Annotated in this window: 21 protein-coding genes and 1 pseudogene; 4 read left to right on the top strand and 18 right to left on the bottom strand. The window is 54.2% G+C overall.

Annotated elements, in window-relative coordinates:
- The first annotated feature begins 19 nt into the window (after positions 1-19).
- On the top strand, positions 20-1,237 hold the full coding sequence (locus LG52_RS05335) for an ISL3 family transposase (RefSeq protein ID WP_044731160.1): 1,218 nt from the start codon (positions 20-22) through the stop codon (positions 1,235-1,237).
- A 16-nt stretch (positions 1,238-1,253) separates the two neighbouring features.
- Here LG52_RS05335 and LG52_RS05330 read toward each other — a convergent pair whose 3' ends face one another.
- The 15 genes from LG52_RS05330 to ilvD all read right to left on the bottom strand — a co-directional run bounded on the left by LG52_RS05330 (position 1,254) and on the right by ilvD (position 15,633).
- Positions 1,254-1,463 (bottom strand): helix-turn-helix domain-containing protein, encoded by a 210-nt coding sequence (locus tag LG52_RS05330; RefSeq protein WP_044737242.1) that lies wholly within the window; start codon positions 1,461-1,463, stop codon positions 1,254-1,256.
- Between the two features lie 395 nt (positions 1,464-1,858).
- Positions 1,859-2,245, bottom strand: a complete 387-nt coding sequence (locus LG52_RS05325; protein ID WP_052524471.1) for a hypothetical protein — start codon at positions 2,243-2,245, stop codon at positions 1,859-1,861.
- A complete protein-coding gene (paaX, locus tag LG52_RS05320) occupies positions 2,242-3,099 on the bottom strand; it encodes a phenylacetic acid degradation operon negative regulatory protein PaaX (RefSeq protein WP_044731158.1) in 858 nt (285 codons plus the stop codon). The genes LG52_RS05325 and paaX overlap by 4 nt, the downstream gene beginning before the upstream one ends.
- 387 nt (positions 3,100-3,486) lie before the next feature.
- The gene (locus tag LG52_RS05315; RefSeq protein ID WP_044731157.1) at positions 3,487-4,698 is read right to left on the bottom strand and encodes a 3-oxoadipyl-CoA thiolase; all 1,212 of its coding nucleotides are present in this window, start codon (positions 4,696-4,698) and stop codon (positions 3,487-3,489) included.
- Positions 4,699-4,724: 26 nt separating this feature from the next.
- A complete protein-coding gene (locus LG52_RS05310; RefSeq protein WP_044731156.1) occupies positions 4,725-5,588 on the bottom strand; it encodes a 3-hydroxyacyl-CoA dehydrogenase in 864 nt (287 codons plus the stop codon).
- 298 nt (positions 5,589-5,886) lie between these two features.
- Entirely contained in the window at positions 5,887-7,404 is a 1,518-nt protein-coding gene (locus tag LG52_RS05305; protein WP_044731155.1) for an aldehyde dehydrogenase family protein, read from the bottom strand.
- Between the two features lie 18 nt (positions 7,405-7,422).
- Positions 7,423-8,196: an enoyl-CoA hydratase-related protein gene (locus LG52_RS05300; RefSeq protein WP_044731154.1), complete on the bottom strand. Its 774-nt coding sequence runs from the start codon at positions 8,194-8,196 to the stop codon at positions 7,423-7,425.
- 12 nt (positions 8,197-8,208) lie between these two features.
- Positions 8,209-8,985 carry an enoyl-CoA hydratase/isomerase family protein gene (locus tag LG52_RS05295; protein WP_044731153.1) on the bottom strand — a complete coding sequence of 259 codons (777 nt, stop codon included), beginning with the start codon at positions 8,983-8,985 and terminating at the stop codon, positions 8,209-8,211.
- Positions 8,978-9,289 (bottom strand): EthD family reductase, encoded by a 312-nt coding sequence (locus LG52_RS05290; RefSeq protein WP_011231526.1) that lies wholly within the window; start codon positions 9,287-9,289, stop codon positions 8,978-8,980. Before LG52_RS05290 ends, LG52_RS05295 begins: the two co-directional genes overlap by 8 nt.
- A 24-nt stretch (positions 9,290-9,313) precedes the next feature.
- A complete protein-coding gene (paaD, locus tag LG52_RS05285) occupies positions 9,314-9,790 on the bottom strand; it encodes a 1,2-phenylacetyl-CoA epoxidase subunit PaaD (protein WP_044731152.1) in 477 nt (158 codons plus the stop codon).
- A 114-nt stretch (positions 9,791-9,904) separates the two neighbouring features.
- Complete coding sequence (gene paaC / locus LG52_RS05280; protein ID WP_044731151.1) at positions 9,905-10,738, bottom strand: 1,2-phenylacetyl-CoA epoxidase subunit PaaC; 834 nt, start codon at positions 10,736-10,738, stop codon at positions 9,905-9,907.
- A complete protein-coding gene (paaB, locus tag LG52_RS05275) occupies positions 10,714-11,067 on the bottom strand; it encodes a 1,2-phenylacetyl-CoA epoxidase subunit PaaB (RefSeq protein ID WP_042380853.1) in 354 nt (117 codons plus the stop codon). The genes paaC and paaB overlap by 25 nt, the downstream gene beginning before the upstream one ends.
- 12 nt (positions 11,068-11,079) lie before the next feature.
- Positions 11,080-12,048, bottom strand: coding sequence for a 1,2-phenylacetyl-CoA epoxidase subunit PaaA (gene paaA / locus LG52_RS05270; RefSeq protein WP_044731150.1), 969 nt, complete (start codon positions 12,046-12,048; stop codon positions 11,080-11,082).
- An 89-nt stretch (positions 12,049-12,137) separates the two neighbouring features.
- Positions 12,138-13,469 (bottom strand): phenylacetate--CoA ligase PaaK, encoded by a 1,332-nt coding sequence (paaK, locus tag LG52_RS05265; protein ID WP_044731149.1) that lies wholly within the window; start codon positions 13,467-13,469, stop codon positions 12,138-12,140.
- 484 nt (positions 13,470-13,953) lie between these two features.
- Positions 13,954-15,633 carry a dihydroxy-acid dehydratase gene (ilvD, locus tag LG52_RS05260; RefSeq protein ID WP_044731148.1) on the bottom strand — a complete coding sequence of 560 codons (1,680 nt, stop codon included), beginning with the start codon at positions 15,631-15,633 and terminating at the stop codon, positions 13,954-13,956.
- Between the two features lie 760 nt (positions 15,634-16,393).
- Between ilvD and proB the strand changes: the two genes are divergently transcribed.
- Together proB and LG52_RS05250 are read left to right on the top strand one after the other, a co-directional pair.
- Positions 16,394-17,518, top strand: a complete 1,125-nt coding sequence (gene proB / locus LG52_RS05255; protein ID WP_044731147.1) for a glutamate 5-kinase — start codon at positions 16,394-16,396, stop codon at positions 17,516-17,518.
- A complete protein-coding gene (locus tag LG52_RS05250; RefSeq protein WP_044731146.1) occupies positions 17,515-18,756 on the top strand; it encodes a glutamate-5-semialdehyde dehydrogenase in 1,242 nt (413 codons plus the stop codon). Before proB ends, LG52_RS05250 begins: the two co-directional genes overlap by 4 nt.
- 128 nt (positions 18,757-18,884) lie before the next feature.
- On the opposite strand, the gene LG52_RS05245 is transcribed toward LG52_RS05250, so the two are convergent.
- Positions 18,885-19,295, bottom strand: coding sequence for a GtrA family protein (locus LG52_RS05245; protein WP_044731145.1), 411 nt, complete (start codon positions 19,293-19,295; stop codon positions 18,885-18,887).
- Positions 19,267-19,948: pseudogene (locus LG52_RS05240) on the bottom strand (glycosyltransferase); the annotation flags it as partial. The gene LG52_RS05245 and the pseudogene LG52_RS05240, both read right to left, overlap by 29 nt.
- Before the next feature lie 82 nt (positions 19,949-20,030).
- Here LG52_RS05240 and LG52_RS05235 point away from each other — a divergent pair.
- Entirely contained in the window at positions 20,031-20,432 is a 402-nt protein-coding gene (locus tag LG52_RS05235; RefSeq protein ID WP_044731144.1) for a hypothetical protein, read from the top strand.
- Between the two features lie 155 nt (positions 20,433-20,587).
- On the opposite strand, the gene LG52_RS05230 is transcribed toward LG52_RS05235, so the two are convergent.
- Entirely contained in the window at positions 20,588-23,833 is a 3,246-nt protein-coding gene (locus LG52_RS05230; RefSeq protein WP_044731143.1) for a hypothetical protein, read from the bottom strand.
- Positions 23,834-23,901: the final 68 nt, after the last annotated feature.

The raw sequence follows: 23,901 nt of genomic DNA, 5'->3' as shown, positions 1-23,901 counted from the left end.
CCATTGGAGGAAAATTCGCATGTACGCTCAGTTTATCAAAGAACTTATCGATTTACCAGATGTTTTGATTCAAAAGGTGCGAAAAGAAGGAGATCGTTGGATTTTCGAACTTTCTCTACCTGAACAATGCCCGTTATGTCCTGTCTGCTTGAAACGCACGATCAAAATGACAGGAAAAAAGAAGCAATGGATGCATGGCTATGCTCAACGAATCGGGATTTTTTGGATTGAACTCCCTGTCGAGCGCAGACGTTGTAGTACGTGTGGCATGACGTTCAGCACGTCTTATCCAGGAATCTCCCCTCCAAGTGTGGCAACAGACGCTTTTCAGCAATGGGTGGCGCAATCTTGCATCGGGACATCCATTCAGGCAGTAGCTCGGATGCTCAAACTCCCTTACACGACCGTGGAACGTTGGTTTTATACCCATGCCCCTTCCTTCCTATCGAATGATATCCAACCAAAGGCGGTTTGTGTCGATGAATTTGCCTTTCGAAAAGGGCATGACTACGCAGTGGCGATCATGGATGCCGAGACGGGAGAAGGGTATGCCATCGAAGCTGGAAAGAACGAGGAAGCCATCAGACGTGCGTTGGCGCATGTGTCTCGTTCTGTTCAGTATGTCGTAAGCGATTTAGCCCCAGCGATGAAAAAAGCCATTCAAGGGGGTTGCCCAGAGGCGACACACGTGGTCGATTATTTCCATGTCATTCAGCTGTTTACGGATGCTTTAGATCGTTGCCGCAAATATGTAGACAAAGGAAGCAAGAAACACGGAAATGTTCGTTACGTTTGCCGTTTATTGAGCACATGCCCAGAGAAATTGACGGAGGAAGAACGTCAAATCGTACGAGAATGGTGTAATGAAAGCGATGACTTAAAGTCGGTCTACCAATCGCTCCAACATTTTCGTTATGTGTCCAAAAGCAAAGACGAGCAACAGGCGAAACGACGTTTGGAGTCTTGGATTCATCGGTATTCGTTTTGTCCTTGTTCGGTTGTGCGCGCGATTGCAAAAGCGCTCGTCAAGCGAACAGAAGAAATCGTTTCTTGCATTTTATCCCCTTACTCGAATGGGAAAATGGAAGGAACGAACAACAAGATCAAGCTGATCAAACGTCGAGGATATGGATACAGAAATATCCAGCGTTTTGCATTACGGGTTCGGTTAGAAACGACTAACATACTTTACTGGCAGGTGCAAGTACATCTTTTGGTGATGAACCAAGTAAATTAAAAAAGAAAAACGTCCATCAATCGGACGTTTCAATCACTTCAAACAGATCTTCGATGGAAACACCCAAAGCGCGAGAAATAGCAATTAAATGCCACGCTTCAAAACGAGTGCTTTTATCGAAACGCGAAATTGTCGCCTGATTGACTCCTGATTTCTCTGATAGTTCCATTTGAGTCATGCCGCGCTCTTTCAGTATCTTTGAAAGTTGAGGTTTGACTACAATCATCTTCATCACCTTTACTTTTTGGAGATGTTATAAGCGACAATAGAAACGCATAAAGCTATAATGGAAATCCCTAAAGCTGCATAAACTAGTGTCATACGTGTCAACCTCCTTCAAATATAATCACGTGTGTGTTATATTTGAAGTGAGCTCGAGGGTGGCAGCCCTCTTGCTCACCTCGTTTATTTACTTGTTTTTCTTAGGGTTGTTCATCGCAGTCATCATTTTTCTTACGATTGTTTATCGCTGTCATTAGATTAATCACGGCGGTTATTAAATTGATGACTGCGGTAACAACCAGCAATCCTGTTACCATTTTCCTCACCTCCTGATTTTATTATACTATATAGCATAAAGAATATCAACACTTTTTTGCTAAATTTGCACAAAAAACCAGCCTACTTATGTAGTAAGCTGGCTTTTGTTTCTTCTCCATATAACTCAAAAGCTAACTTTTTTATGACCGAACGTTTAATTTCGTGGACTATTTGGCGACTCACGTTGAGTTCTTGGGCAATCATGTACAATTTTTCGCCATCCATCAACGCTTCGGCCACCATTCTCTCTCGCTCGTCCTGAAGCTTCGATACGGCTTCCTCTAGGCGTTTTACCTTTTGTTCATATCGTTTCGCCCGTTCCCACGCTCGAAGGAATTGTCTTGCTTGTCGTTCTGTTGGGTTAGATGTGACTCCTTTTACTTTTGGTAACACATTTTTTAAAAGATGAGAATGATGAAATGTCAAACGGGATGCACAGCCGTCATAGCGCCGTGCATCCCGTTTCATTCCACTGAGATCTCTTCCTCTTCTTTTTTCTCAAGCTCTGCCCCTTCTTGAAACACCGCTTCAAAAAAACGGCTGGCCGGTGCGGCGAGCTGTTGGTAATAGTCGTTGAACAAAGCGGCGGCATGGCTTCCCATCCACTCATTCGGCAGCAGCTCTTCCGGCAAGCTAGGGTCGATGAACAAAAACTTCCGGTATTCATGGACGAGCTTCGTCCGCTCGACAAAACATTCCGCGTCCGACATTTCTCCGCGCTCGATTTTATGTTTGTCAATCACGTATTTCTGACTGTAAACCGCAATAAACTGCTCGTATTTTTCGTTGATCTCTTCTAAGTTCCAGCACTTTTCCACCAACTGCTTGTTCGTATGCGGCCCATCGTATTCGGCCAAAAAGAAGTCGACATACGGGCGGATGTCGTACTTGTCGATCAAATCGTACACTTGTTGCTCCAAATTGTTCGGGGACATCCAGCAGCTGTTGGACATCGTGCCAAACCCGCTCCAAACAAGCTCCTTTCGCAGCTCATCACGCAAATGCCGCTTCTCCTCAGGAATCGTATAGATGAGAATGCGCCATTTCCCGTCCCAATGCTCCGGGCGCGTTTTGTAAATGCGCCGCGCCGCCTCTTCCATCCGCTTGACGCCGCGCACGGTGAGCGAATAGTAGCTTTTATTGCCCCGTTTTTCTGCCTGGATCCATCCTTGCTTGCTCATGCGCGACACCGCGGCCCGCACCGCCTGGTCGTTATGGCCGAACTCGCGGAGAAGACGGATCAAGCTGCCGATCCAAATTTCACCGCCGTAGTGGCGGATGTAGTCGCCGTAAATCGTAAAAATGAGTGAGCGCGTATTCATTTTGCCTAAACCCCTTTATCTTGTGTTCGAACTATAATCGTAACAGACTTTTATCACGCTGGCAAGACGGACGAAAAACAAACGGAATAAAAAAGAGCCGCACCGCTGAGGCTCCGGACCTTCGGGTGAAAAACGGAGCGCTGCGCGCAAATCGTCAGCATTGGATTCAAAACAAAAGCTGGTTCGACCAAATTTCTCTAATGGAAAAATAGTTGGGGCAGCAGCTCTGATCATGAAATCGCCATGATTGTTTCCGCCCAGTTCAGCAGCCACCGGTTGGGTGAACAGGGCCTCGCATGATGCACGTTCGCTGATAAGAAAGGGCCGGGATCGCCTTTTTCGTCGATCGCCGGCCCTCTGGACAGCGTCCAGCCACCGAGGTGAAACTCACCGTTCGTCCGCGTTTTTCACAATCGTCGCGATCCCTTGGCCGACACCGATGCACATCGTCGCCAACCCATAGGTGACCCCGCGTTTTCGCATTTCGTAAATCAACGTCGTCAAAATGCGGGCGCCGCTCGCGCCGAGCGGGTGGCCAAGGGCGATCGCTCCCCCGTTGACGTTCACTTTCGCCCGATCAAGCCCAAGCTGCCGAATGCATTCCAACGCTTGCGAGGCAAACGCTTCGTTCAGCTCGACAAGCCCGATGTCGTCAAGCGACAACCCGGCGCGGCGCAGCGCCTTGCGCGTCGCAAAAATCGGGCCGATGCCCATCACGGCCGGTTCCACGCCCGCGACCGCCGAGGTGACGTAAGTAGCCAACGGTTTGAGGTCGAGTTCCTTCGCCTTCTCGGCGCCCATGACTAGCAGCGCGGCTGCTCCGTCGTTGACGCCGGAAGAGTTGCCGGCCGTCACCGTGCCGTTTTCAAACAATGGAGGCAGCTTCGCCAGTTTCTCAAGCGTCGTATCCGGGCGTGGATGCTCATCTTTGTCGACGATGACGCGGTTGCCTTTTCTATCGTGGTAAATGACCGGCACGAGTTCATCCGCAAACCGATTCGTTTCGATCGCTTGCTTTGCTTTCATTTGGCTTTCGTAGGCAAACTCATCTTGCGCCTCGCGCGTAATGCCGAACCGCTTGGCGACGTTTTCCGCCGTCTGAGGCATGCTGTCGGTGCCGTACATTTCGTGCATTTTCGGATTGATAAAGCGCCAGCCGATCGTCGTGTCGTACATCTCGATGTTGCCGCGCGGGAAATCGCTTTCCGGCTTCGGCATGACAAACGGCGCACGCGTCATGCTTTCCACGCCGCCAGCGATCATGATGTCCGCCTCACCAGCCAAAATCGCCCGCGCCGCATAATTGACGGCATCAAGCCCCGAACCGCACAGCCGATTGACCGTCACCCCCGCGACTTCAATCGGCAGCCCGGCCAACAGCGCCGCCATGCGGGCGACGTTGCGGTTGTCCTCGCCGGCCTGGTTGGCGTTGCCAAAGACGACATCATCAATTTGCTCGACCAGCACATTCGGGTTTCGCTCGATGAGCGCCCGAATGACAACAGCCGCCAAATCATCGGGCCTTACTTCTTTCAGCGCTCCCTTGTAGCGGCCAATCGGCGTGCGCACCGCATCCACAATCACGACTTCTCTGCCCATGTTTTCTCCCTTCCTTTTCCAGCGAATCAGCTGTTTTCCCGATTCGTATAGTCATAGACGCCGCGGCCTGTTTTGCGGCCGAGCCGCCCCGCTTTGACGTATTGCTCCAACAGCGGCGCCGGACGGTATTTTTCTCCGAGTTTTTCGTGCAAATATTTTAAGTTGTTCAGCCTCGTATCGAGCCCGACTAAATCCGCAAGCTCAAACGGGCCCATCGGGAAGTTGAGGCCGAGCTTGATCGCTTTGTCGATCTCTTCCGGCGTCCCGACCCCTTCCTGCAGCATATAAAACGCTTCATTGCCGACAAGGGCGCTGATCCGGCTCGTGACGAATCCCGGAAATTCATTGACCACCACTGTTTCTTTCCCCATTCGCTCGGCGGCTTCTTTCGCCACTTGTGCCGTTTCATCGCTCGTTTCAAGGCCGCGGATGATTTCCACCAGCTTCATTTTATGGACCGGATTGAAAAAGTGCATGGCGATCACCCGCTCCGGCCGCTTCGTGAACGAGCCGATTTCCGTCGGGCTCATCGTGGACGTGTTCGTGGCGAAATAGCATGACGCTGGCGCATGGGCGTCAATTGTCTCAAACACTTGTTTTTTCAACTCGAGTTTTTCCGGCACTGCCTCAATGACCAAATCGGCATCGCGCACAGCGGCTGCCAAATCAAGCGAATACGACAGACGCACCTCGGCTTCTTGCCGCTCTCCAGTTGTCAATTTTCCTCGAGTGACCGCTTGTTCAAAAATAGAAGTGATCTCCTTCCGAGCGCTGTCCAATTGTTCTTGCTTGACGTCAACTAACGTCGTCTGAAACCCGCCGACAGCGCCGACATAAGCAATGCCTCTCCCCATCACGCCGCTGCCGACGACAACAAGGCGTTCGATCATCGTCTTCCCCCTCTCGCGTGTTGATGTAAGACGGCGGGTGCATCGAGCCGGCGTTTCCTTTCGCCAAGCGGCGGACGCCATCAAATGAATGGGCACCCCATCACGAGCGACGGGGTGCTCGGCAAACGGAACAGCCGTGTTTCTTCCATTGCCATGAATAGCATGCTAGAACGGGAATGGACGGTCACGTTTTTCCCATGCCTGGCCGCCGGATCAGCCGATTGGGCCGACCAAGCCGCGCTTTTGAAGACGCGGCCGGCTGTACGATGCTTCCGGCATGCGGCGGGCGGCCTCTTCCTTAGACGCCGAACGGATTCAGCGGACGCGGACCGTAATACGACAGCACGCTCTTCGTTTCTGTGTACAAATCAAGCGCCTCGACAGACAACTCTCGCCCAAATCCGGACTGTTTGTAGCCGCCAAACGGCGTGCCAGGGAAAGCGGAGAATGGGCTGTTGACCATGACAATGCCGGAGCGCAGCTGTTTGGCTACACGAACCGCCCGACCATGATCTTTCGTCCAAATGGCGGCAGCGAGCCCATAGTCGCTGTCGTTCGCCAATTCAATGGCTTCGGCTTCATCGCGGAATTTCATCACGACGACAACCGGTCCGAAAATTTCTTCTCGAACCGCTTTCATTTGATGGTTCACGTTCGTCAAAATCGTCGGCTCATACCAGTAACCGTTTTCAAACCCATCGACAACCGCCTCTTTTCCCCCGGCGGCGACCTCCGCTCCGTCGGCGACGGCCGATTGCACGTATTCGTCAATCACTTCGAGCTGCCCGCGGCTGATGATCGCTCCGACATGCGTGCCGGCATCAAACGGATTGCCAAGCTTCAGCTGCTTCGTTTTGGCCACGAACGCTTCCATAAACGCGTCATAGATGCTTTCATGCACATACAAGCGGGAGCGCGCCTCGCACGATTGGCCGCTGTTGTAGAAAATGCCGAACAACGAACCCGCAACAGCCGCCTCTAAATCAGCGTCCGCAAACACGAGGCTCGGCGATTTGCCGCCCAGCTCGAGCGTCACCCGTTTTAATGTTTTCGACGCCTTCTCCATAATTTCCTTCCCGACCGGCGTCGAACCGGTGAACGCGACTTTGTCGACGAGCGGATGTTCGACGAGGTAATCGCCGACTTCCGCCCCGGCGCCTGTCACCACATTGACAACCCCTTCCGGCACGCCAGCCTCATGGCAAATTTCCGCCAGCACAAGGCAGGTGAGCGGCGTCAGCGACGCCGGTTTGACGACAACCGAACAGCCGGCGGCAATGGCGGGCGCGATTTTCCAAGCCGCCATCATGAGCGGATAGTTCCACGGAATGATTTGGGCGCACACGCCGACCGGCTCTTTTTCCGTATAGTTGTGAAACGACCCCGGCATCGGGTTGACCGCCCCGCGATGCCCGATGATCGCCCCAGCGAAAAACTCAAAATCTTCGATCGCTTGCATCACTTGTCCTTGAGCAGCCGACAACGCTTTACCGGTATTTAAAATTTCCAGTTCCACCAACTCGTTGAAACGTTCGCGCATGATTGCCGCAATTTGGTACAAGATGCGCGCCCGTTTTTGCACCGGAAAATGCCGCCATTTCCCGCGGTCAAACGCTTGCCGCGCCGCTTGCACCGCCCGTTCGGCATCCTCGCGCGTCCCTTTGGCGACGCGGGCGACCGGTTCGCCAGTGGCCGGATTGGTGACCACAAACGTTTCGCCCGAGGCGCTTTCCACCCGTTCTCCATTAATAATCAAATGATAGAAATCGCGTTTCGTTGGCATCGATTCCATTTTCTTTTGTTTGACAGTCGCCATCGTTTCGTTCCCCCTTGCTTAGTTTCCTTGAAATATTGGTTTTCGTTTTTCAAAGAACGCCTTGACGCCTTCACGGTGGTCTGCCGTCAATCCCGCAATGCGCTGGCATTCCGCCTCCCGTTCGAGGTAACGGTCAAACGTCGTTTCTTCGCTTTCACGAAGCAGCCGCTTGATCAGTCCGATCGCTTTCGTCGGCATGGCCGCCAACCGCTCGGCAAACCGCTGCACTTCCTCTTCCCAGGCAGATAGAGGAATCACGTTTGTCGCCAATCCGAGCGAAGCTGCCTGTTCAGCTGATATTTTTTCCCCGAGCACCGCAAGTTCAAGCGCCTTCGCCCGACCGACAAGACGCGGCAAATAATAGAGATGGCCCGCATCCGGCACAAGGCCGACATGAATAAACGCGGGAGCAAAGCTCGCTTTTTCCGAGAGAAGCCGGAAATCGCACGCCAGCGCCAAGCTCATGCCCGCGCCGGCCGCCGCCCCGTTCACCGCTGCGACAACGGGTTTTTCAAGAAGATGAAGCGCTTTCATCATTGGCGCGTATCGGGTGCGCAACACGTCGCCATGATCCATTTCTTCCGTCACGCCGCTCAAATCTTCCCCGGCGCAAAACGCCCGGCCGGCGCCTGTGATCACCACGCAGCGGACGTTTTGATCCGCCCCTGCTTGTTTGAGCGCTTTGGTCACTTCCGCGTTCATCTGCTCCGTGAACGCGTTGAGCTGGTCCGGACGGTTGAGCGTCAGCCAGGCGACCGAACCTTTCACGTCATAATGGATCGTTTCGTACATCGAACGCCCCCCTTATTTTCCTTGGAAGCGCGGCTTCCGTTTTTCGAGGAAGGCCGCCATTCCTTCTTTTTGGTCTTCCGAGGCGAACAATAGGTAAAAGTTTTTCCGCTCAAATTGCATGCCTTCATACAGTGGATAGTCGACCGCTTTTTGCACCGCCTCTTTGATCAGCCGAAGGGCGAGCGGCGGCTGTTCAGCGAGGCGCCGCGCCAACCGCATCGTTTCTTCCATTAAAAGCTCCGGACTGACGACGCAGTTGACAATCCCTAGCCGCTCCGCTTCTTTCGCCGACATACGCGCCCCGGTCCAAAGCCATTCAAGCGCCCGCTTCGGGCCGATGAGCTTCGTCAGCCGCTGCGTTCCTCCCGCACCTGGCATAACGCCGAGGTTGACTTCTGGAAAACCGAATTCGGCCGCCGTCGAGGCGACGATCAAGTCGCACGAAAGCGCCAACTCAAAGCCTCCCCCTAGCGCCAACCCGTTTACAGCGGCGATCATCGGCGTCTTCACAATGGATAGGCGATCCCAATCGGCAAACTGGTTCAATAGCTCAAGACGAATAGGATCATCTTCCGCCATCTCTTGAATATCCGCCCCCGCCGCAAACGCCCGTCCACGCCCAGTGAGCACAATGACACGCACCTTTTCATCCCGGTCAAACGTTTCTGCGGCCGCCACGATTTCCGCCACCATTTGCCGGCTCAACGCATTCAATACATTCGGACGGAAGAGCTCAATGACGCCCACCGCTCCTTCTTGCCGCACCGCAATGGAATTCCATTCACTCATGTTCCACTTCCTCACCGACCATAAAGGTGACGAGATCGCCGGCAAATGACATGACATCTTTTGCCGATGCCTTCGCTTCTTTCGTTTTCATCGCCTCTTGAAACGCCTCTTGGCTGTCGTAATACATTTCACACAACAAATAATACTCGCTTTCCGTCCCCATCGGCGTCCCCGTAATTTTCGTCACCTTGATTTTTCGAAGGCCGGGGATTTTTTCTGTCAGCGGCACATGCGTTCCGTAGTAATGGGCGTCAAACTGCTCCTTGTCTTTCGGCTGTTTGTACAAGGCGATCATTTTAAACATCGCGAACGTCTCCTTTCCCTTTTCTTATCCCGAAGTCAATACGGGCTTCATCGCCTCAAACGGATTTTTGCATTGTTTGCAGTAGAAAATGCTGCGGCAGGCAGTCGGCCCAAACAAGTTTTCCATGACGGTCCGCTCCGCCCCGCAATAGGGGCATTCCACTTGCCATGCCCCTGACGGCATTTGCCGCGGCGGCGGAGCGATGCCAAACTGCTTCAGCCGCTCCCGCCCGGCTTCGCTGATCCGATCGGACGTCCACGGCGGATGGCGAAGAAACTCAATCGCCACCGCCGAGGCCCCTGCTTGCTTCACCGCTTCCTCCACTCGGGCGCGGATGATATCAAGCGCCGGGCAGCCGAGAAATGTCGGCAGCAGTCGGACCGAGACCGCGTCGTCCCGAACGTCCACCTGCTCCACCATTCCAAGATCGACAATGCTAATCGAATGGATTTCCGGGTCTTTCACCGTTTCTAACGCTTTCCAAACGTCTTCGTTTGTCATGGTTCTCCCTCACATTTTCCAACTCGCCGCCGTTTTGCCCCTTGAACAAGCACTTCGCCGCCACCAAAAGGCGTCATGCCCAACGCCGCCCTTTGGCGAACGGCGGCGCGGACATTACCATACCGCATGCGGGACGACGCGGTATACTTCTGACAACGTCGCGAGCGCCTCATCCAAATCGGGCGTATGTTCGCCGTTGCGGCCGTTTCCATGCTTCATGTCAAACGGCATCGGCCACTCAAGCCCCACTTCGGCAAACGCCGGCGCCAGCGCGGCGATCGTTTTTTCCGTCAGCACCTTTTCGTCATCAATCAGCCCATGCCGCACCATGTCCGCCCCTTTCGCCCCGAGCGTCAACACGCCGGCAAAATCAGCAGCCACGTCCTGAATGGCTTTTGTCATTCGCGTCCGCGCTTCCCCAGGGGCGTTCGTCAGCTGGACGAACCACGTATGCCAATGAAGCAGGTGGTAATGCAGCTCCACTTGAATTTTCGCCGCCGCTTCGGCAAGCGGGGCATAGCTGCTTTTGGTCAGCGACTCGAGGCGGACGCGTTTCGCCTGCGTATAAAAATAGTGGCGAACAACAGTAAACGCCCAATCATATCGGGGCTCGCGCAAATAATGGCCCGGGCCGTTCACGCGTTCGAGCAACACCGCATTGCGCCGCGCCGGAGCCGGGCGGGCGTGCGCTAATTCGTCGGCTGATCCACAGCCAAGATCTTCAAGCAGCTGATAATACATGGCCGCATGCCCCATCGTATCTTGGCTGATGGAAGAAAACGCAATATCCTCCTCGATATGCGGCGCCAACCCAAGCCATTCCGAGCCGCGGTAGGCAAGCAAAAAATCATCATCCGCGAGCTGAAACAATAGCTCGACAAGCGCCTCTTGACCGTCTGGATGGAAGTGAATCGGTTTTTCGCTCATCGCCGAATCTCGCCTTTCCATGACAAAATTTCCTTCTCATCAAGCACGTTTTGCTCATATTTGCGCCATCGTTTCTTTAAATCCCCATATCCTCGCGTCAACCGGTAATCTTTGTTGTCAAGCCGCTTGAGCGTTGCTTTTTCCTCCTCACTCATTCGCCGGATATAGTCCCGCTTCACGACCCAAAGGTCCGCGACCGGCTCGCGGCGCATAAAGTTTTCCTGCGCCATCACGAGCGCGATCTCCTCATTGGGGGCAAGCAGACTGAATTGATGCTGCATCGGCGCATCCGGCGCTTTGCGGCTGAACACTTCAAACACTTGATAAAATCCTTGTTCTTTCCCCGCCATGGCCATCCCTCCTCATCCGGCCGTCCGTACGGCGCTGAGCGCCTCCCGCACCCACGCGTTCTGCTTATACGCCGTCCGCCGAAGCTCAAGCCGCTCTTGCGACTTCGGCCCTTTGTTGCGGATGATCTCTTTAAACCGCTCCCAATCCGGCTGCCGGTAAATCCATCGGCCCTTCTCTTTGTCAAAATGCATTGTCTCATCAGGAATCTTCAGCCCAAGCGCCCAAATGCGCGGCACATATTTCGTAAAGAAGTCTTGGCGCAGCTGTTCATTCGTTTTCGTGCGGATGCGGTATTTGATGGTGATGTCTTGCTTTGACGTTCCCGTCGTGTCGGCCGTCGGCGGGCCGAAAAACATGAGGAGCGCCTCCCACCAACGGTTGAGCGCCTCTTGCAGCATCTCTTTTTGCTCCTTCGTACCCTCGGCGAGCGCCAAAATGATCGACTCACCGTGCTGGGCGTGAAACACTTCCTCGGCGCAAATGCGTTTCAACGCCCGCGCGTACGGTCCGTACGAGGCATCAAGCATGTTTGTCTGCGTCATAATCGCCGCCCCGTCGACAAGCCAGCCGATCAACCCCGCATCCGCCCATGTCGGCGCTGGCATATGAAACACGTTATGAAACTTCAATCGTTCGTTCAACAAATCTTCGATAATCTCTTCCCGCGTTTTGCCAAGCGGAGCCATCAAGTCTTCCGCCACCCGAAGCAGCAGCTGGCCGTGCCCCATCTCATCCTGCACCTTCGCCATGATGCCGAGTTTGCGGCGCAGCGACGGCGCTTTCGGCACCCATTCTTTTTCCGGAAGCGCTCCCATAATTTCACTCACCGCATGCATCGCAATGAGCTTGATGAGCGTCATCCGATACTCATCCGGCATCCAGTCATCGGCTTCGATCTTTTCCCCCGCCTCGATGCGTCGCATAAACCGTTCGTACTTCTCCTCATCCGACAGGCGGGTGAACGTCATCATAGCCGCCATCCCCATTCACCTCTCAATTAAAATATATAACGTTTTCTTAACGTTATTATATTTTAATGTCATATAATTTGCAATCTTTTTTCTTTCATTCAGATCGATTGGGGCGCTTCCACATGGCGGCGATCGACGATGCGCACCGCTTTTCCTTCCGAGCGCGGGAGCGTTTTCGGCGAATGGAGACGGACGTCAATCGAAATGAGACAGTGCGTTTTCAACAATGACTGAATGCGCCGGGCAAGCAGAGCGGCCTGCTCGCTTTGCAAATCTCCGCCGACCTCGCTGTAAAAACGATCGGTCACTTCCGCATGCAGCTCAAGCGTTTCCAAATGTCCGTGGCGGAGACGGTGCAGCTGATAGTGTGGAGCCAGTTCTGAGACGCGAAGCAGATGGTGCTCAATTTCCGACGGGAACACATTGACGCCGCGGATGACGATCATATCATCCACCCGCCCCTTGACCCGCGACATGCGCGCCGTCGTCCGCCCGCACGCACACCGCTCTCTCGTCACGGAAGCGATATCCCCTGTCCGGTAGCGGATGACCGGGAACGCTTCTTTCGTCAAGCTCGTAAACACAAGCTCTCCTTCCTCCCCTTCCGCCACCGGCTCGAGCGTTTTCGGGTCGATCACTTCAACAAGGAAATGGTCCTCGGCGATATGGAGGCCGTTTTGCGCTTCATGGCACTCCATCGCCACCCCCGGGCCGATCACTTCACTTAGTCCGTAAATGTCACATGCCTTCATATCAAACGTCTCTTCAAGCGTGCGCCTCATTTCCTCGGACCACGGTTCCGCCCCGAAGATGCCGTATTTGAGCGAGGTTTTCCGCGGATCTTTTCCCAGCTCTTTCATCCGTTCGGCAATGTTCAATGCATAGGACGGCGTGGCGCAAATGACAGTCGGCTGAAAATCTTCAATGATCATCACTTGCCGGTCGGTGTTGCCCCCGGATACCGGCACCGTCACCGCTCCAAGCCGCTCGCCGCCGTAATGCAGCCCAAGTCCGCCGGTAAACAGCCCGTATCCATAAGCGTTGTGAATCACATCCCCCGGCTTTCCGCCGGCGATGACGATCGCTCGCGCCACAATGTCGGCCCAATGGTCAATGTCCCGCTTCGTGTAAGCGACGACCGTCGGCTTGCCGCTCGTGCCGCTTGACGCGTGCACTCGGACGCATTGGGAAAGATCGACCGCCAACAACCCAAACGGATAATGGTCCCGCAAATCGCGTTTTGTCGTAAACGGGAGTTTGCGCACATCCTCAAGCGTGCGAATATCATCAGGCTTTACTCCACGTTCATCAAACCGCTGCCGGTAAAACGGCACCCGCTTATACACACGCTCCGCCGTCGCCCGCAACCGCTTGAGCTGGAGCGCCTCCAGTTCGCTGCGTGCGGCCGTCTCCATTTCATGCAAAATCATTGTTCCCGCCCCCTCTTAAAGCGCTTTCAAATATTATAAAATATATAACGTTATATAAACGTTATATATTAAAATTATTATATTTAATTTTAAAATAGGCTAAATATTTTAAAGTGTCAATACTTTTTTGAGCGCCACACGATTAACATCATGAAAGAGAGAAGATCGTTTAGATTGCCTTCTAAACACGCTTTCCTCCTTTAAAAAGTTCATAGAAAAAAGGCGGAGCTGACGTCGATTCAGCTCCGCCTTTCTGTGCACTATCCGTCCCCTGCGCTTTGCTGGGAAGCTGGGGGCTTCAAGCGGCTTGTGCGTGTTCACCAAACGATGCGACACACGACCCCTTGATACTTCCCTTCGTTCCGAACGTTCCCGCTCTAACCGTGCGATCGATGGGCGATGGGCAGCCGCCCTTCATCTCCCGCTTTCACTGGTGCTGGCACACCTTTATGTTTAGAAGCGGGGGGCTTCTTTCGGAACGGTGTTAAATTTTCATAATCCCCCCGGTGCTCGCCGATGTGACGTGCTTCGAGTAGCGGGCGAGGTAGCCGGTTTTCACTTTCGGCTCGAAGCCTTTCCAGTTCGTTTTCCGGCGTTCGAGCTCCTCATCGGACAGCTTGACGTTGATCGTCCGTTTCACCGTGTCGATCTCGATGATGTCGCCGTCTTGGATGAACGCGATCGGTCCGCCTTCCGCCGCTTCTGGAGAAACGTGGCCGACGGACAAGCCGCGCGAGGCGCCGGAGAAGCGGCCGTCAGTGACGAGCGCCACTTTGGCGCCGAGCCCCATGCCGACGATTTGCGACGTTGGCGCGAGCATTTCCGGCATGCCTGGGCCGCCTTTTGGCCCTTCGTAGCGAATGACGACGACGTGTCCCGGCTTGATTTTGCCGCTGGCGATGCCTTCAAGCGCCTCCTCCTGCGAATCGAACACGATCGCCGGCCCTTCGTGGCGCGTGATGCCGCCTTGCACCGCCCCAGTTTTGATGACCGCGCCGTCCGGCGCCAAGTTGCCAAACAAAATGGCGAGCCCCCCCGTTTCCGAATACGGGTTGTCGATCGGACGGATGACATCGTAGTTTTTCACTTCACAGCCGGCGATGTTTTCGCCGAGCGTTTTGCCGGTGACGGTGAGCGTGTCAAGATGCAAAGTGCCTTCTTTTTTCGAAAGCTCGTTCAATACCGCGGAAACGCCGCCCGCTTCGTGCAAGTCTTCGATGAAATGCACATCGGACGCCGGCGCGAGCTTGGCCAAATGCGGCACGCGCGAGGCGATTTCGTTGATGCGCTCAAGCGAATAGTCGATGCCGGCCTCGTTGGCGATCGCGAGCGTATGGAGCACGGTGTTCGTCGAGCCGCCGAGCGCCATATCGAGTGCGAACGCGTTGTCGATCGCTTTTTCCGTGACGATGTCGCGCGGTTTAATGTCATGCTCGATCAAATACATGAGCTGCTTCGCCGATTGGCGGACAAGCTCTTTGCGCGCCGGGTCGACCGCCAAAATCGTGCCGTTGCCCGGCAGCGCCAGCCCGAGCGCTTCGGCCAGACAGTTCATGGAGTTTGCGGTAAACATGCCCGAACACGATCCGCACGTCGGACAGCCGTAGCGTTCGAGTTCTTCCAGCCCTTTTTCATCGAGCGTTCCGCCTAAATATGCCCCAACCCCTTCAAATACGGACGAAAGCGAAATTTTCCGCCCGTCTTTCGTTACCCCGGCTTTCATCGGGCCGCCGCTGACGAAAATCGTCGGGATGTTGAGCCGCATCGCCGCCATCATCATCCCCGGCGTAATTTTGTCGCAGTTTGGAATACACACCATGCCGTCAAACCAGTGCGCAGAAATGACCGTTTCGATCGAATCGGCGATGATTTCCCGGCTCGGAAGCGAATAGCGCATCCCAATATGGCCCATCGCGATGCCGTCATCAACGCCGATCGTGTTCATTTCAAACGGCACGCCGCCTGCCTCGCGAATCGCTTCTTTGACGATTCTCCCAAACTCTTGCAAATGGACATGCCCCGGAATAATATCGATATACGAATTGACAACCGCAATGAACGGTTTGTCAAAATCCTCGTCTTTCACGCCGGCCGCCCGCAGCAAACTCCGGTGCGGGGCGCGGTCAAATCCTTTTTTGATCATATCGCTGCGCCGTTTTTTCATGTTCTGGTCCCTCCATCGAGCAGATTGATAGGTTGCTAGTATTGTACCACTTTTTTTAATAAAGTGACAATTAACTTTATTCTGAAAGCGATTTCATTTTTCCCTCCCGCCAAGGCTTCGCCAAAATCACGAGCTATTTTCGATGACGTGAAATCGTTGGTACACAAGGGATGGGAGAGAAGGAAAAAAACTTTTTACCCCAGTAAAACCCGATAAAATCAAGGGGGAGTCGGCGAATGTTTGTGTCGACACAAACATTCACCCCAAACCTTCAATCCCTTGTCACACTAAGGATTATACGGATTAACATGCTTTTTTAGTGGGAGAAAAAGCCGCATAAAATCAACATCGCAAAAAGCTCATCACCTGTTCCTCTTGACAACGGAGGGATTTGGCGGCATAATGTCTTACAAACTATGAATCACTTCAGCGTCCTTGACAATGAAACACGAAAACGGCACGGGACTAGTAAACCGAGGGAACGCGCCAGAGAGTGGAACCCACAGGCTGGAAGGTTCCTCGCGGGAAGCCGGTTGAACCTGCCCTAGACGGCCGCTTATGCAAACATAAGCCGCACGCCTGCGTTACAGGCTAGAGGGGGCGCTTTGTGCGCCAAAAAAGGTGGTACCGCGGAACGCTTTTCCGTCCTTTTGCAAAAAGGAGGAAAAGCGTTTTTTATTGGCCGGCCGCTTCGACAGGCGGCTAGGCGATCCGCCTTTTCAGCCATACATGCAGTCCGACACGCAAAGGAGGGAATGCGATGAAACGGCAGCGCGTGGTGATCAAGATCGGCAGCAGCTCGCTCACCGATCCGAAAGGCGGCCTTTGCCATGACAAACTGTTTGATCACGTCGAAGCCATTGCTTATCTCAAACAGCTCGGCCATGACGTCATTCTCATCACGTCCGGCGCTGTCGCCGCCGGGTTCGGACCGTTAGGCTACCCGGCGCGGCCGACGACGATCGCCGGCAAACAGGCGGCCGCCGCCGTCGGGCAAAGCTTGCTCATGCAGGCGTACAGCTCGGCGTTCGCCCAATTCGGCTTCACGGCCGCCCAGCTGTTGTTGACGCGCGGCGATTTTTACAACCGCGAACGGTTCCGCAACTTGTTCGCCACGATCACAACGCTGCTGGAGAACGGTGCCGTGCCGATCATTAACGAAAACGACTCCGTTTCCATTGAGGAATTGACATTCGGCGACAATGATATGCTTTCGGCGCTCGTGGCCGGTTTTTTACACGCCGATGCGCTTATTTTGCTCACTGACATTAACGGGCTGTATGACGCCAACCCGAAAACGGACCCGCAGGCGAAAAAATACGCCTTTTTGCCGCACATTACAGACGAGATGATTGAAGCGGCCGGCGGAAGCAGCTCGGCGGTCGGCACCGGCGGGATGCGGTCAAAGCTGTCAGCCGCCCGAAAAGCGCTCTCGTTTGGCGTCAGCGTGTTCATCGGCACGGGGAGGGGCAAAGAAAAACTGGCTGATATTTTAGCCGGAAAAGGCGACGGCACGTACATCGGCGCTCCGTTTCCGAAACAAATGCAAATGCACAAGCAATGGATCGCCTATCACGCTCCTGTCGCCGGCACGATTACGGTCGACAGCGGCGCCGAAGAAGCGTTGCTTGTGCGCGGGAAAAGCCTGCTTCCCGCTGGGGTCACGGCTGTTTCCGGCAATTTTCACGCCATGGACGTTGTTGACGTCGTCAATGAAAAAGGGATGACGATCGGCCGCGGCCAAGTATATTACGCCGCTGACGATTTAGAGAAAGTGAAAGGCCGGCCGAGCGAAGAAGCCCGGCAATATTCGTACCTGCATCGCCCGGAAGTCATTCACCGCGACAATTGGGTCACGTTGCGAAAGGAGAGTGTATCGAAATGAGCGAACTGCTCGAAAAAGCCGAACGGTTGAAAACCGCCTCACAAACACTGGCCATGCTGTCAACAGAGGAAAAAAACGCGGCGTTGGAACAAATCGCCCACACTCTTGACCGTGAACGCGCCTTCATTTTACAAGAAAACGAGAAAGATATGGCCCAAGGCCGCGAACAAGGACTGTCCCCCGCTTTGCTTGACCGGCTCCAGCTCACGAATGAGCGGCTTGACCAAATCATCGACGGCGTCCGCCAAGTCGCCTCGCTGCCTGACCCGGTCGGAGAAATCGTCGCAGAGTGGACGCGGCCGAACGGACTTCGCATCCAAACGGTGCGCGTGCCGCTTGGCGTCATCGGCATGGTGTACGAAGCGCGGCCGAACGTCACGGTCGATGCGGCGAGCCTTTGTTTGAAAACCGGCAACGCGGTTTTGCTTCGGGGGAGCACATCGGCGCTTCATTCGAACAAAGCGCTTGTCGCCGTCATGAAAGAAGCACTTCGCACGACGGCCGTTCCCGATACGGCCATTGAGTTGCTTGAGGACACGAGCCGGGAAACGGCCCAGCGCATGTTTCGCCTAAACGAGTATCTTGACGTTCTTATCCCGCGCGGTGGCGCCGGGCTCATCCGTTCAGTCGTTGAAAACGCCACCGTGCCGGTGCTTGAGACCGGCGTCGGCAACTGCCATATTTTCATCGATGAATCAGCTGAGCGGCAAATGGCCATCGACATCGTCCTCAACGCCAAACTGCAGCGCCCGTCCGTCTGCAACGCGGTCGAAACGGTGCTCATCCACGAACGGTGGCCGCATGCTGACGGCTTGCTTGAGGCTATGCACGCCCGCAACGTCGAACTGCGCGGCGACCACCGTCTTGCCTCGTCGTACCCGTTCATCAAACAAGCGACGGAAGACGACTGGCATACGGAATATTTGGCTCCAATTTTGGCGGTCCAACTCGTCGCCGATGTCGATGAAGCAATTGCCCACATCCGCCGCTACGGGACGAAACATTCCGAAGCGATCATCACCGAAAACGAAGCGAACGTCCGCCGCTTTTTCCAAGCGGTCGATGCCGCTGTCTTGTACCATAACGCGTCCACCCGCTTCACCGACGGCGAACAGTTCGGCTACGGAGCGGAAATCGGCATCAGCACGCAAAAGCTGCACGCCCGCGGCCCGATGGGGCTTGTGGCCATCACGACAACGAAATCGCTCGTGTACGGGACAGGGCAAATTCGAGTATAGTAGCTTTACCAAGGTGAATCTTCTTTACTTGAACGTTTTTCTGCCTCCACTTTGCGTTGTGGAAAAGGGGGCTCTCGATCAAAGAAGAGAAAAGCGGTCCGGATGTATGACGGTTTCCCGGATCGCTTTTATCCTTTTTCGGTGCTTTCTACAAACACCCAACAACGGCTGCCGACAAAATTCACCGCCATGCCGGCGATAGTTGCCGCGCCTTTCCCCAGCCAGAGCGGCGCCAACCGTTCTGCCGCAAGCAGGACAACGAGCGACGCGCCAAGCGACAACCCGTTGACAGCAAGAAAGCGCAAAAATTCCCCAATGTTCGCTTTTCGTTTCACTTCAAACGTCCAGCGCCGGTTCCAGATGTAGCTGTTCGCCATCCCAGCACCGTAGGAAACCACTTGGGCGGCGGCCGCCGGAACGCCCGCGGCCGCGAGCAGGAAAAAGACAGCAAAGTCGACCGCCGTATTGCTTGCCCCAACAATGGCAAACCGCCATACGGTTTGTTTTTCTTTACGGAATGTATGAAGGCTCCCGTTCATGCTTTGTCCGAACTCCCCACGTTTCATTGATGACTTACAGCGGCCGCCCTTTCACTTCATCATAAATGCGCCCGATATATTCGCCAATTGCTCCAAGCATGAGAAGTATCACCCCGTTGGAAAGGAGAATGGCCATGAGCAGCGACGCCCAGTCAGCGACTGTCGAATCGGTGAACCACTTTAGATAAAAGACGGCCAACATTCCGACGATGCTTGCTGCTGACAACAAAAGCCCAAGCAAACTCGCCAGTTTGAGCGGCTTATGCGAAAACGACGTAATGCCATAGAGCGAAAACCAGATCATTTTTTTGAGCGGATATTTCATCTCACCGGCTAGGCGCGGCTCACGCTTGCATTCGACCGACGTCTGCCGAACCCAACCCAGCTCACCAAACTGCGGACGAAATGGCTCTGTTCTCTCATATAGACTACCTGATTGCACACCTTCCGGTCAATAAGGCGAAAATTGCCGGCATCGACCGAAATGTCCATGTCGGTCGCTGCCCGCAGCAAGCGGTAAAACACATACGCCGTCCTTTTTTGAACGCTGTCTCTCCTTTCCGCTTGACTCGGCGGGCATAGACGACATCATACCCTTCTTTCCAGCGTGCGATCATCTCCAAAATGAGTTCCGGCGGGTCTTGCAAGTCGGCAAAAGAACCAGCCGTTTGGACAAGTTTTGGTTTTCCAAGCTCTTGAGAGTGTGCTATGATGGAGGCAAAGGAGGTAAATTATATGGAGGAAAAAACCATCGTACAACAAATTTTAAAAGCGCTCGATCTGCATTCCGATCATATCCGCCGGCAAATGCAAGACATGGAAGAGCGGCTGTCCACAAAAATACAAGAGACAGAAGACCGCTTGCGCGCAGAAATGCAAGACATGGAGGATCGACTACGCTCGGAAATGCGGGAAACGGAAGACCGGCTGCGCCAAGAGATCCAACAATCAGAGAAACGGCTTCGTCAAGAGATGTATGACCTTGAAGAACGGGCGGACAAACGGTTTGAGCGCATCGAAACGAAAATCGGCTACTTGCGCCTCGAATGGTCAGAAACGCAAGAAACGGTGGACTTTCTCGCCCGCAAAACTCTCCAGCATGAACAAAAACTCCGCGTTTGGGCTGAAAAAAGCTAAATTCCCGACAAATACAACTCGAATCGGCCGTCAGGCAGGCTGCAGCCTGCCCGACGGCCGATCTTGCTTTCTCATCCTTATTCTTCTTGCGGCAAAGGGGCGAATGCCAGGCCCGGTTCGCCCCATACTTCGTGCTGTTTTGCGCCGCGTGTTCCTTACGGCCAACCGACTTTCGCGTCGGAAAACGCCTTTTTCATCTCCTCATATGACTGTTTCAGCCGTTCATGATAACGCGGCGCGTCCCACACCGGCCACTTGTATGTGTAAAACTGTTTTGCCGGGAGCACCTGTCCTTCCATCGCCGGGAACGAAAACGAATCCGCTCCGTCCGCGACGTATAAGCCTAAGCGGATGCCTGGGACGATCCGACGGCTCTTGAGACCGCCTTTCGACCAGATGTCGCCCATCACCTCGCGCCGGCTCGGGTCCGTGACATTGAGGAGCGCCCACGGCAGACGGATTTCATACATATCGCCGCTATGGCTCACGCTGATATCGGCAAGCGAATCGAATGCCGCGTCAGCCGGGTTGGCCGTGCCGAACCGCAAAATTCCGGTTTCATACGAATCAAAGGGCACCACCTTGCCGCGAGTCTCTTCCAATTTTTTATTTAATGCCAGACGAATCGGGTGGTAGATGCCGTTATCTTTACGGTTGGCGTAAGGCGCCGCCGGCATCATATGCAACTGATGGCCATAATGGTAATAAAACGTGTCATAGTAGCTGTCGATCAACAACCGCGCGCTCTCTTTTCCGTGAATGACCAAGGCGAAATCAATCCCCGCCGTGCGAACGATGGGAAGGCCCGGGAGACGCGATTGCCCTTGATTCGGAATCGTATCGAACGCAATGTACACCGTTGTCTCATCGGTGATATGCCCGCTGTCAAGACGCATATATAAGTACCCTTCATCGCTCGTGACATACAGCGCCCGCTTGCCATCCGCCCATGCCGGCTTGATCCCGTTGAACGTCCAATCGTCTTTCCGCCCGTCCACCTTGATCATCGCTGCTGCGCTCGGTCCCGGATCGAACCGAAGGAGGCCGAAATGCTGCTCATTCGTCTGCACGTTCAGCCAAAACGGGCGGCGATCCGGAGTGTCGTACTCCATCGTATTCCACGTCCGTTTGAACCACTCATCCTGCCACGAAAACAACAGACCGCCCGCCATTCGCTCATGGACGATGTCCTTAAACAGCTTCCGATCGATTTCCCCTTGTTCTTGTTCAGAAAGAAATCCTTGGTTTTTCCCATGCACGTTTCGATGCGCCATTCCGCGCGAGGAAGGGACGCCGAATTCGGCGACCAAAACCGGCATCCGATGCGCCGCTTTCATGTCATGCAAATAGCCTGCGTAGCTGTTCAGCTCGCCGCTCCAATCCATATAGTTGAGGTATTTTTCCTCTTTGTTTAAAAAATCGGGATAATACGGATAAATATGGTACGAGGCAAACAACCCGGCGCGCAGCTGGTCAGTGGCGTACACGACATTCGGATTAACGGAAACGAGATCTTCTTTGACAAACGGTTCCGCCGGATGGCGAAGGAAATCCGTCGTCACCCAATTCGTAAAGCTGACGGGACGCTGCCAGCCGTACGTTTTTGTCTCATACGCGATGGCTTCATCAATCGTACGAGCCAACCATGATTCAAACGGACTCGCCCCTTTCGTATATATATACACGCCTTTGTAATCTCCTGTCCGGCTATGTTTTTTATTCGTCGCAATGACCACGTCCGGATCCCATTCCACACCGAAAATCCAGCCGAGAACGTATGGAGAAAGGTCGTATCGATACACCCCGCCGGCATGCCCCGGCCGTTTCGGAATGTCGGCGTTTCCATGAATGAGGTCGATCGTGCGGCGTATCTCAGCGCGGAACGCCTCATCAACCGGTCGAGCGAACGCGTCTTTCGCCCGAAGCATTGCTCCCTCGTCGATCCAAACGCCATGAAACAAATAGATCGGCCGCTTCGCTGTTTCGTTGTACTCATAAAGCGCTTCGTAAAAGGCGGGCGGATGGATCGTATAGACGCGGATGGCGTTCGCTCCCATGGCGCCGATGTACTGCAGCCAGCGGAAATAGTCTTCCTTCGTAATCTTCGCCTCTCCCGGAAACACGCCGGGTTTGCTGATGCCAAGGTTGACGCCTTTGATGAGCAGCGGCTCCCATCTCCCGTTGCGGTATACTTGCAAATAGTCGCGCCCGACCGTTCCCGCCAAGCGGACCCCTTCCTGCTTGGCTGTTTGAACTTGGACTTGCGGCGTCCCTTCCTTTTTGTATCCCTTTATTTCGCGCAAAATCGCTTTCATCATCGGCACGTACGCCTTCCAGTAAAAGGCCGTGCCGGTGTCCGGGCGGCCGTCCACCGTCCATTTGCGCCATACATCCAGCCCCACGGTCTGATAAACGGAAGGCAGCTCCCCTTGATCAGCGTAATCGCCGCAAAAGTAATATGACTGATACGTCTTTGTCTCATAGCGAACAACGGCTGGAAAAGAAAGTGGCAGCCCAATCGCCCACAGTTTCTCTTTCCCACGCTCAGACAGCGACAACGTATACGTCGCCAACACCATATGTTCATCAAGCGGCTTAACGATGTCAAACCAATATGAATACGGAACGCGCATCTTCTCTCCCCAATGCGCTTCCCCCGCCTTGGTGGAGGAAAGGACCACGCCCTCATCGCCAAGATCGCGCTGATCGAGGACAAGGAGCCGATCCGTTTCATCGACCAACACGACGCCTGGTCCGCGAAACGAAAACAGCTTCCCGTATTGCGCTTTATAGTTTTCTTTCACCCAGATTGGCACTTCCCGGCTTCCCAAATCAGGAAAATAACGGCCGATCCATCCGGTCCACTGAAGGCCGAACAGCTGCGCAAACGAGGCGCGCACCTCTTTTTCCGTCGGATAGGCCATTGAATTGAATTCGGCAATCAACGTTTTCCCGCCTTGACGGGCGAACTGCCAAAGCGCCTCCATCTCCTTGAGATCCAACCCGCCGTGCACCTTCGCCGAACGAGCGCCGTCCGTTTGCTTGCGGACGAACTCCTCCTCATATACCCCGTATGTGTCGGCGATATAGACAGCATCGTACCGCCCCATCTCCTTTGGCAACGGCCGCACCGTGTACGTTCCATCCTTTTTCGGGGCAAAACCGACATAATCGCGCGCCGCTTTGTACCTCTCTCCGTTGCTCCGGACGTATTTTTGTTGATTCAAGAGCCAAACGAGCCCTTGATGCTCGCGATATGACCGGTCGGGCACCGTTTCGTCGACAATGAGCAAATTAAGCTCCATTTCCGGCTTCAGCCACCAAAGCCAATACGGCGCAGAAAGCACAGCCACGGCCAACACAATATACACATAAATCCAACCGAACTCCCGCTTCTCCATCTCCCCACTCTCCCTGTTCCTGCATATTTTCCTTATAACAAAAAAACGTTTGTCCGGCAAGAACAGGC

The sequence above is a fragment of the Geobacillus kaustophilus genome (genome assembly GCF_000948285.1).
Lineage (GTDB): Bacteria > Bacillota > Bacilli > Bacillales > Anoxybacillaceae > Geobacillus > Geobacillus thermoleovorans_A.
The sequence above is the reverse complement of the archived record's forward strand: the minus strand, read 5'-3'. Positions and strand labels throughout refer to the sequence as shown.

Coding starts and splice junctions, on each gene's coding strand:
- paaK (WP_044731149.1), bottom strand. CDS start 13,469: ATGATTTTGCATGAAATGGAGACGGCCGCACGCAGCGAACTGGAGGCG.
- LG52_RS05290 (WP_011231526.1), bottom strand. CDS start 9,289: ATGTTTAAAATGATCGCCTTGTACAAACAGCCGAAAGACAAGGAGCAG.
- ilvD (WP_044731148.1), bottom strand. CDS start 15,633: ATGAAAAAACGGCGCAGCGATATGATCAAAAAAGGATTTGACCGCGCC.
- paaC (WP_044731151.1), bottom strand. CDS start 10,738: ATGGAAAGGCGAGATTCGGCGATGAGCGAAAAACCGATTCACTTCCAT.
- LG52_RS05315 (WP_044731157.1), bottom strand. CDS start 4,698: ATGGGCAGAGAAGTCGTGATTGTGGATGCGGTGCGCACGCCGATTGGC.
- LG52_RS05330 (WP_044737242.1), bottom strand. CDS start 1,463: ATGATTGTAGTCAAACCTCAACTTTCAAAGATACTGAAAGAGCGCGGC.
- LG52_RS05310 (WP_044731156.1), bottom strand. CDS start 5,588: ATGATCGAACGCCTTGTTGTCGTCGGCAGCGGCGTGATGGGGAGAGGC.
- LG52_RS05235 (WP_044731144.1), top strand. CDS start 20,031: ATGGAGGAAAAAACCATCGTACAACAAATTTTAAAAGCGCTCGATCTG.
- LG52_RS05245 (WP_044731145.1), bottom strand. CDS start 19,295: ATGAACGGGAGCCTTCATACATTCCGTAAAGAAAAACAAACCGTATGG.
- LG52_RS05335 (WP_044731160.1), top strand. CDS start 20: ATGTACGCTCAGTTTATCAAAGAACTTATCGATTTACCAGATGTTTTG.
- LG52_RS05305 (WP_044731155.1), bottom strand. CDS start 7,404: ATGGCGACTGTCAAACAAAAGAAAATGGAATCGATGCCAACGAAACGC.
- LG52_RS05250 (WP_044731146.1), top strand. CDS start 17,515: ATGAGCGAACTGCTCGAAAAAGCCGAACGGTTGAAAACCGCCTCACAA.
- LG52_RS05295 (WP_044731153.1), bottom strand. CDS start 8,985: ATGAGTGAATGGAATTCCATTGCGGTGCGGCAAGAAGGAGCGGTGGGC.
- proB (WP_044731147.1), top strand. CDS start 16,394: ATGAAACGGCAGCGCGTGGTGATCAAGATCGGCAGCAGCTCGCTCACC.
- paaD (WP_044731152.1), bottom strand. CDS start 9,790: ATGACAAACGAAGACGTTTGGAAAGCGTTAGAAACGGTGAAAGACCCG.
- LG52_RS05325 (WP_052524471.1), bottom strand. CDS start 2,245: ATGAAACGGGATGCACGGCGCTATGACGGCTGTGCATCCCGTTTGACA.
- LG52_RS05230 (WP_044731143.1), bottom strand. CDS start 23,833: ATGGAGAAGCGGGAGTTCGGTTGGATTTATGTGTATATTGTGTTGGCC.
- LG52_RS05300 (WP_044731154.1), bottom strand. CDS start 8,196: ATGTACGAAACGATCCATTATGACGTGAAAGGTTCGGTCGCCTGGCTG.
- paaA (WP_044731150.1), bottom strand. CDS start 12,048: ATGGCGGCTATGATGACGTTCACCCGCCTGTCGGATGAGGAGAAGTAC.
- paaB (WP_042380853.1), bottom strand. CDS start 11,067: ATGGCGGGGAAAGAACAAGGATTTTATCAAGTGTTTGAAGTGTTCAGC.
- paaX (WP_044731158.1), bottom strand. CDS start 3,099: ATGAATACGCGCTCACTCATTTTTACGATTTACGGCGACTACATCCGC.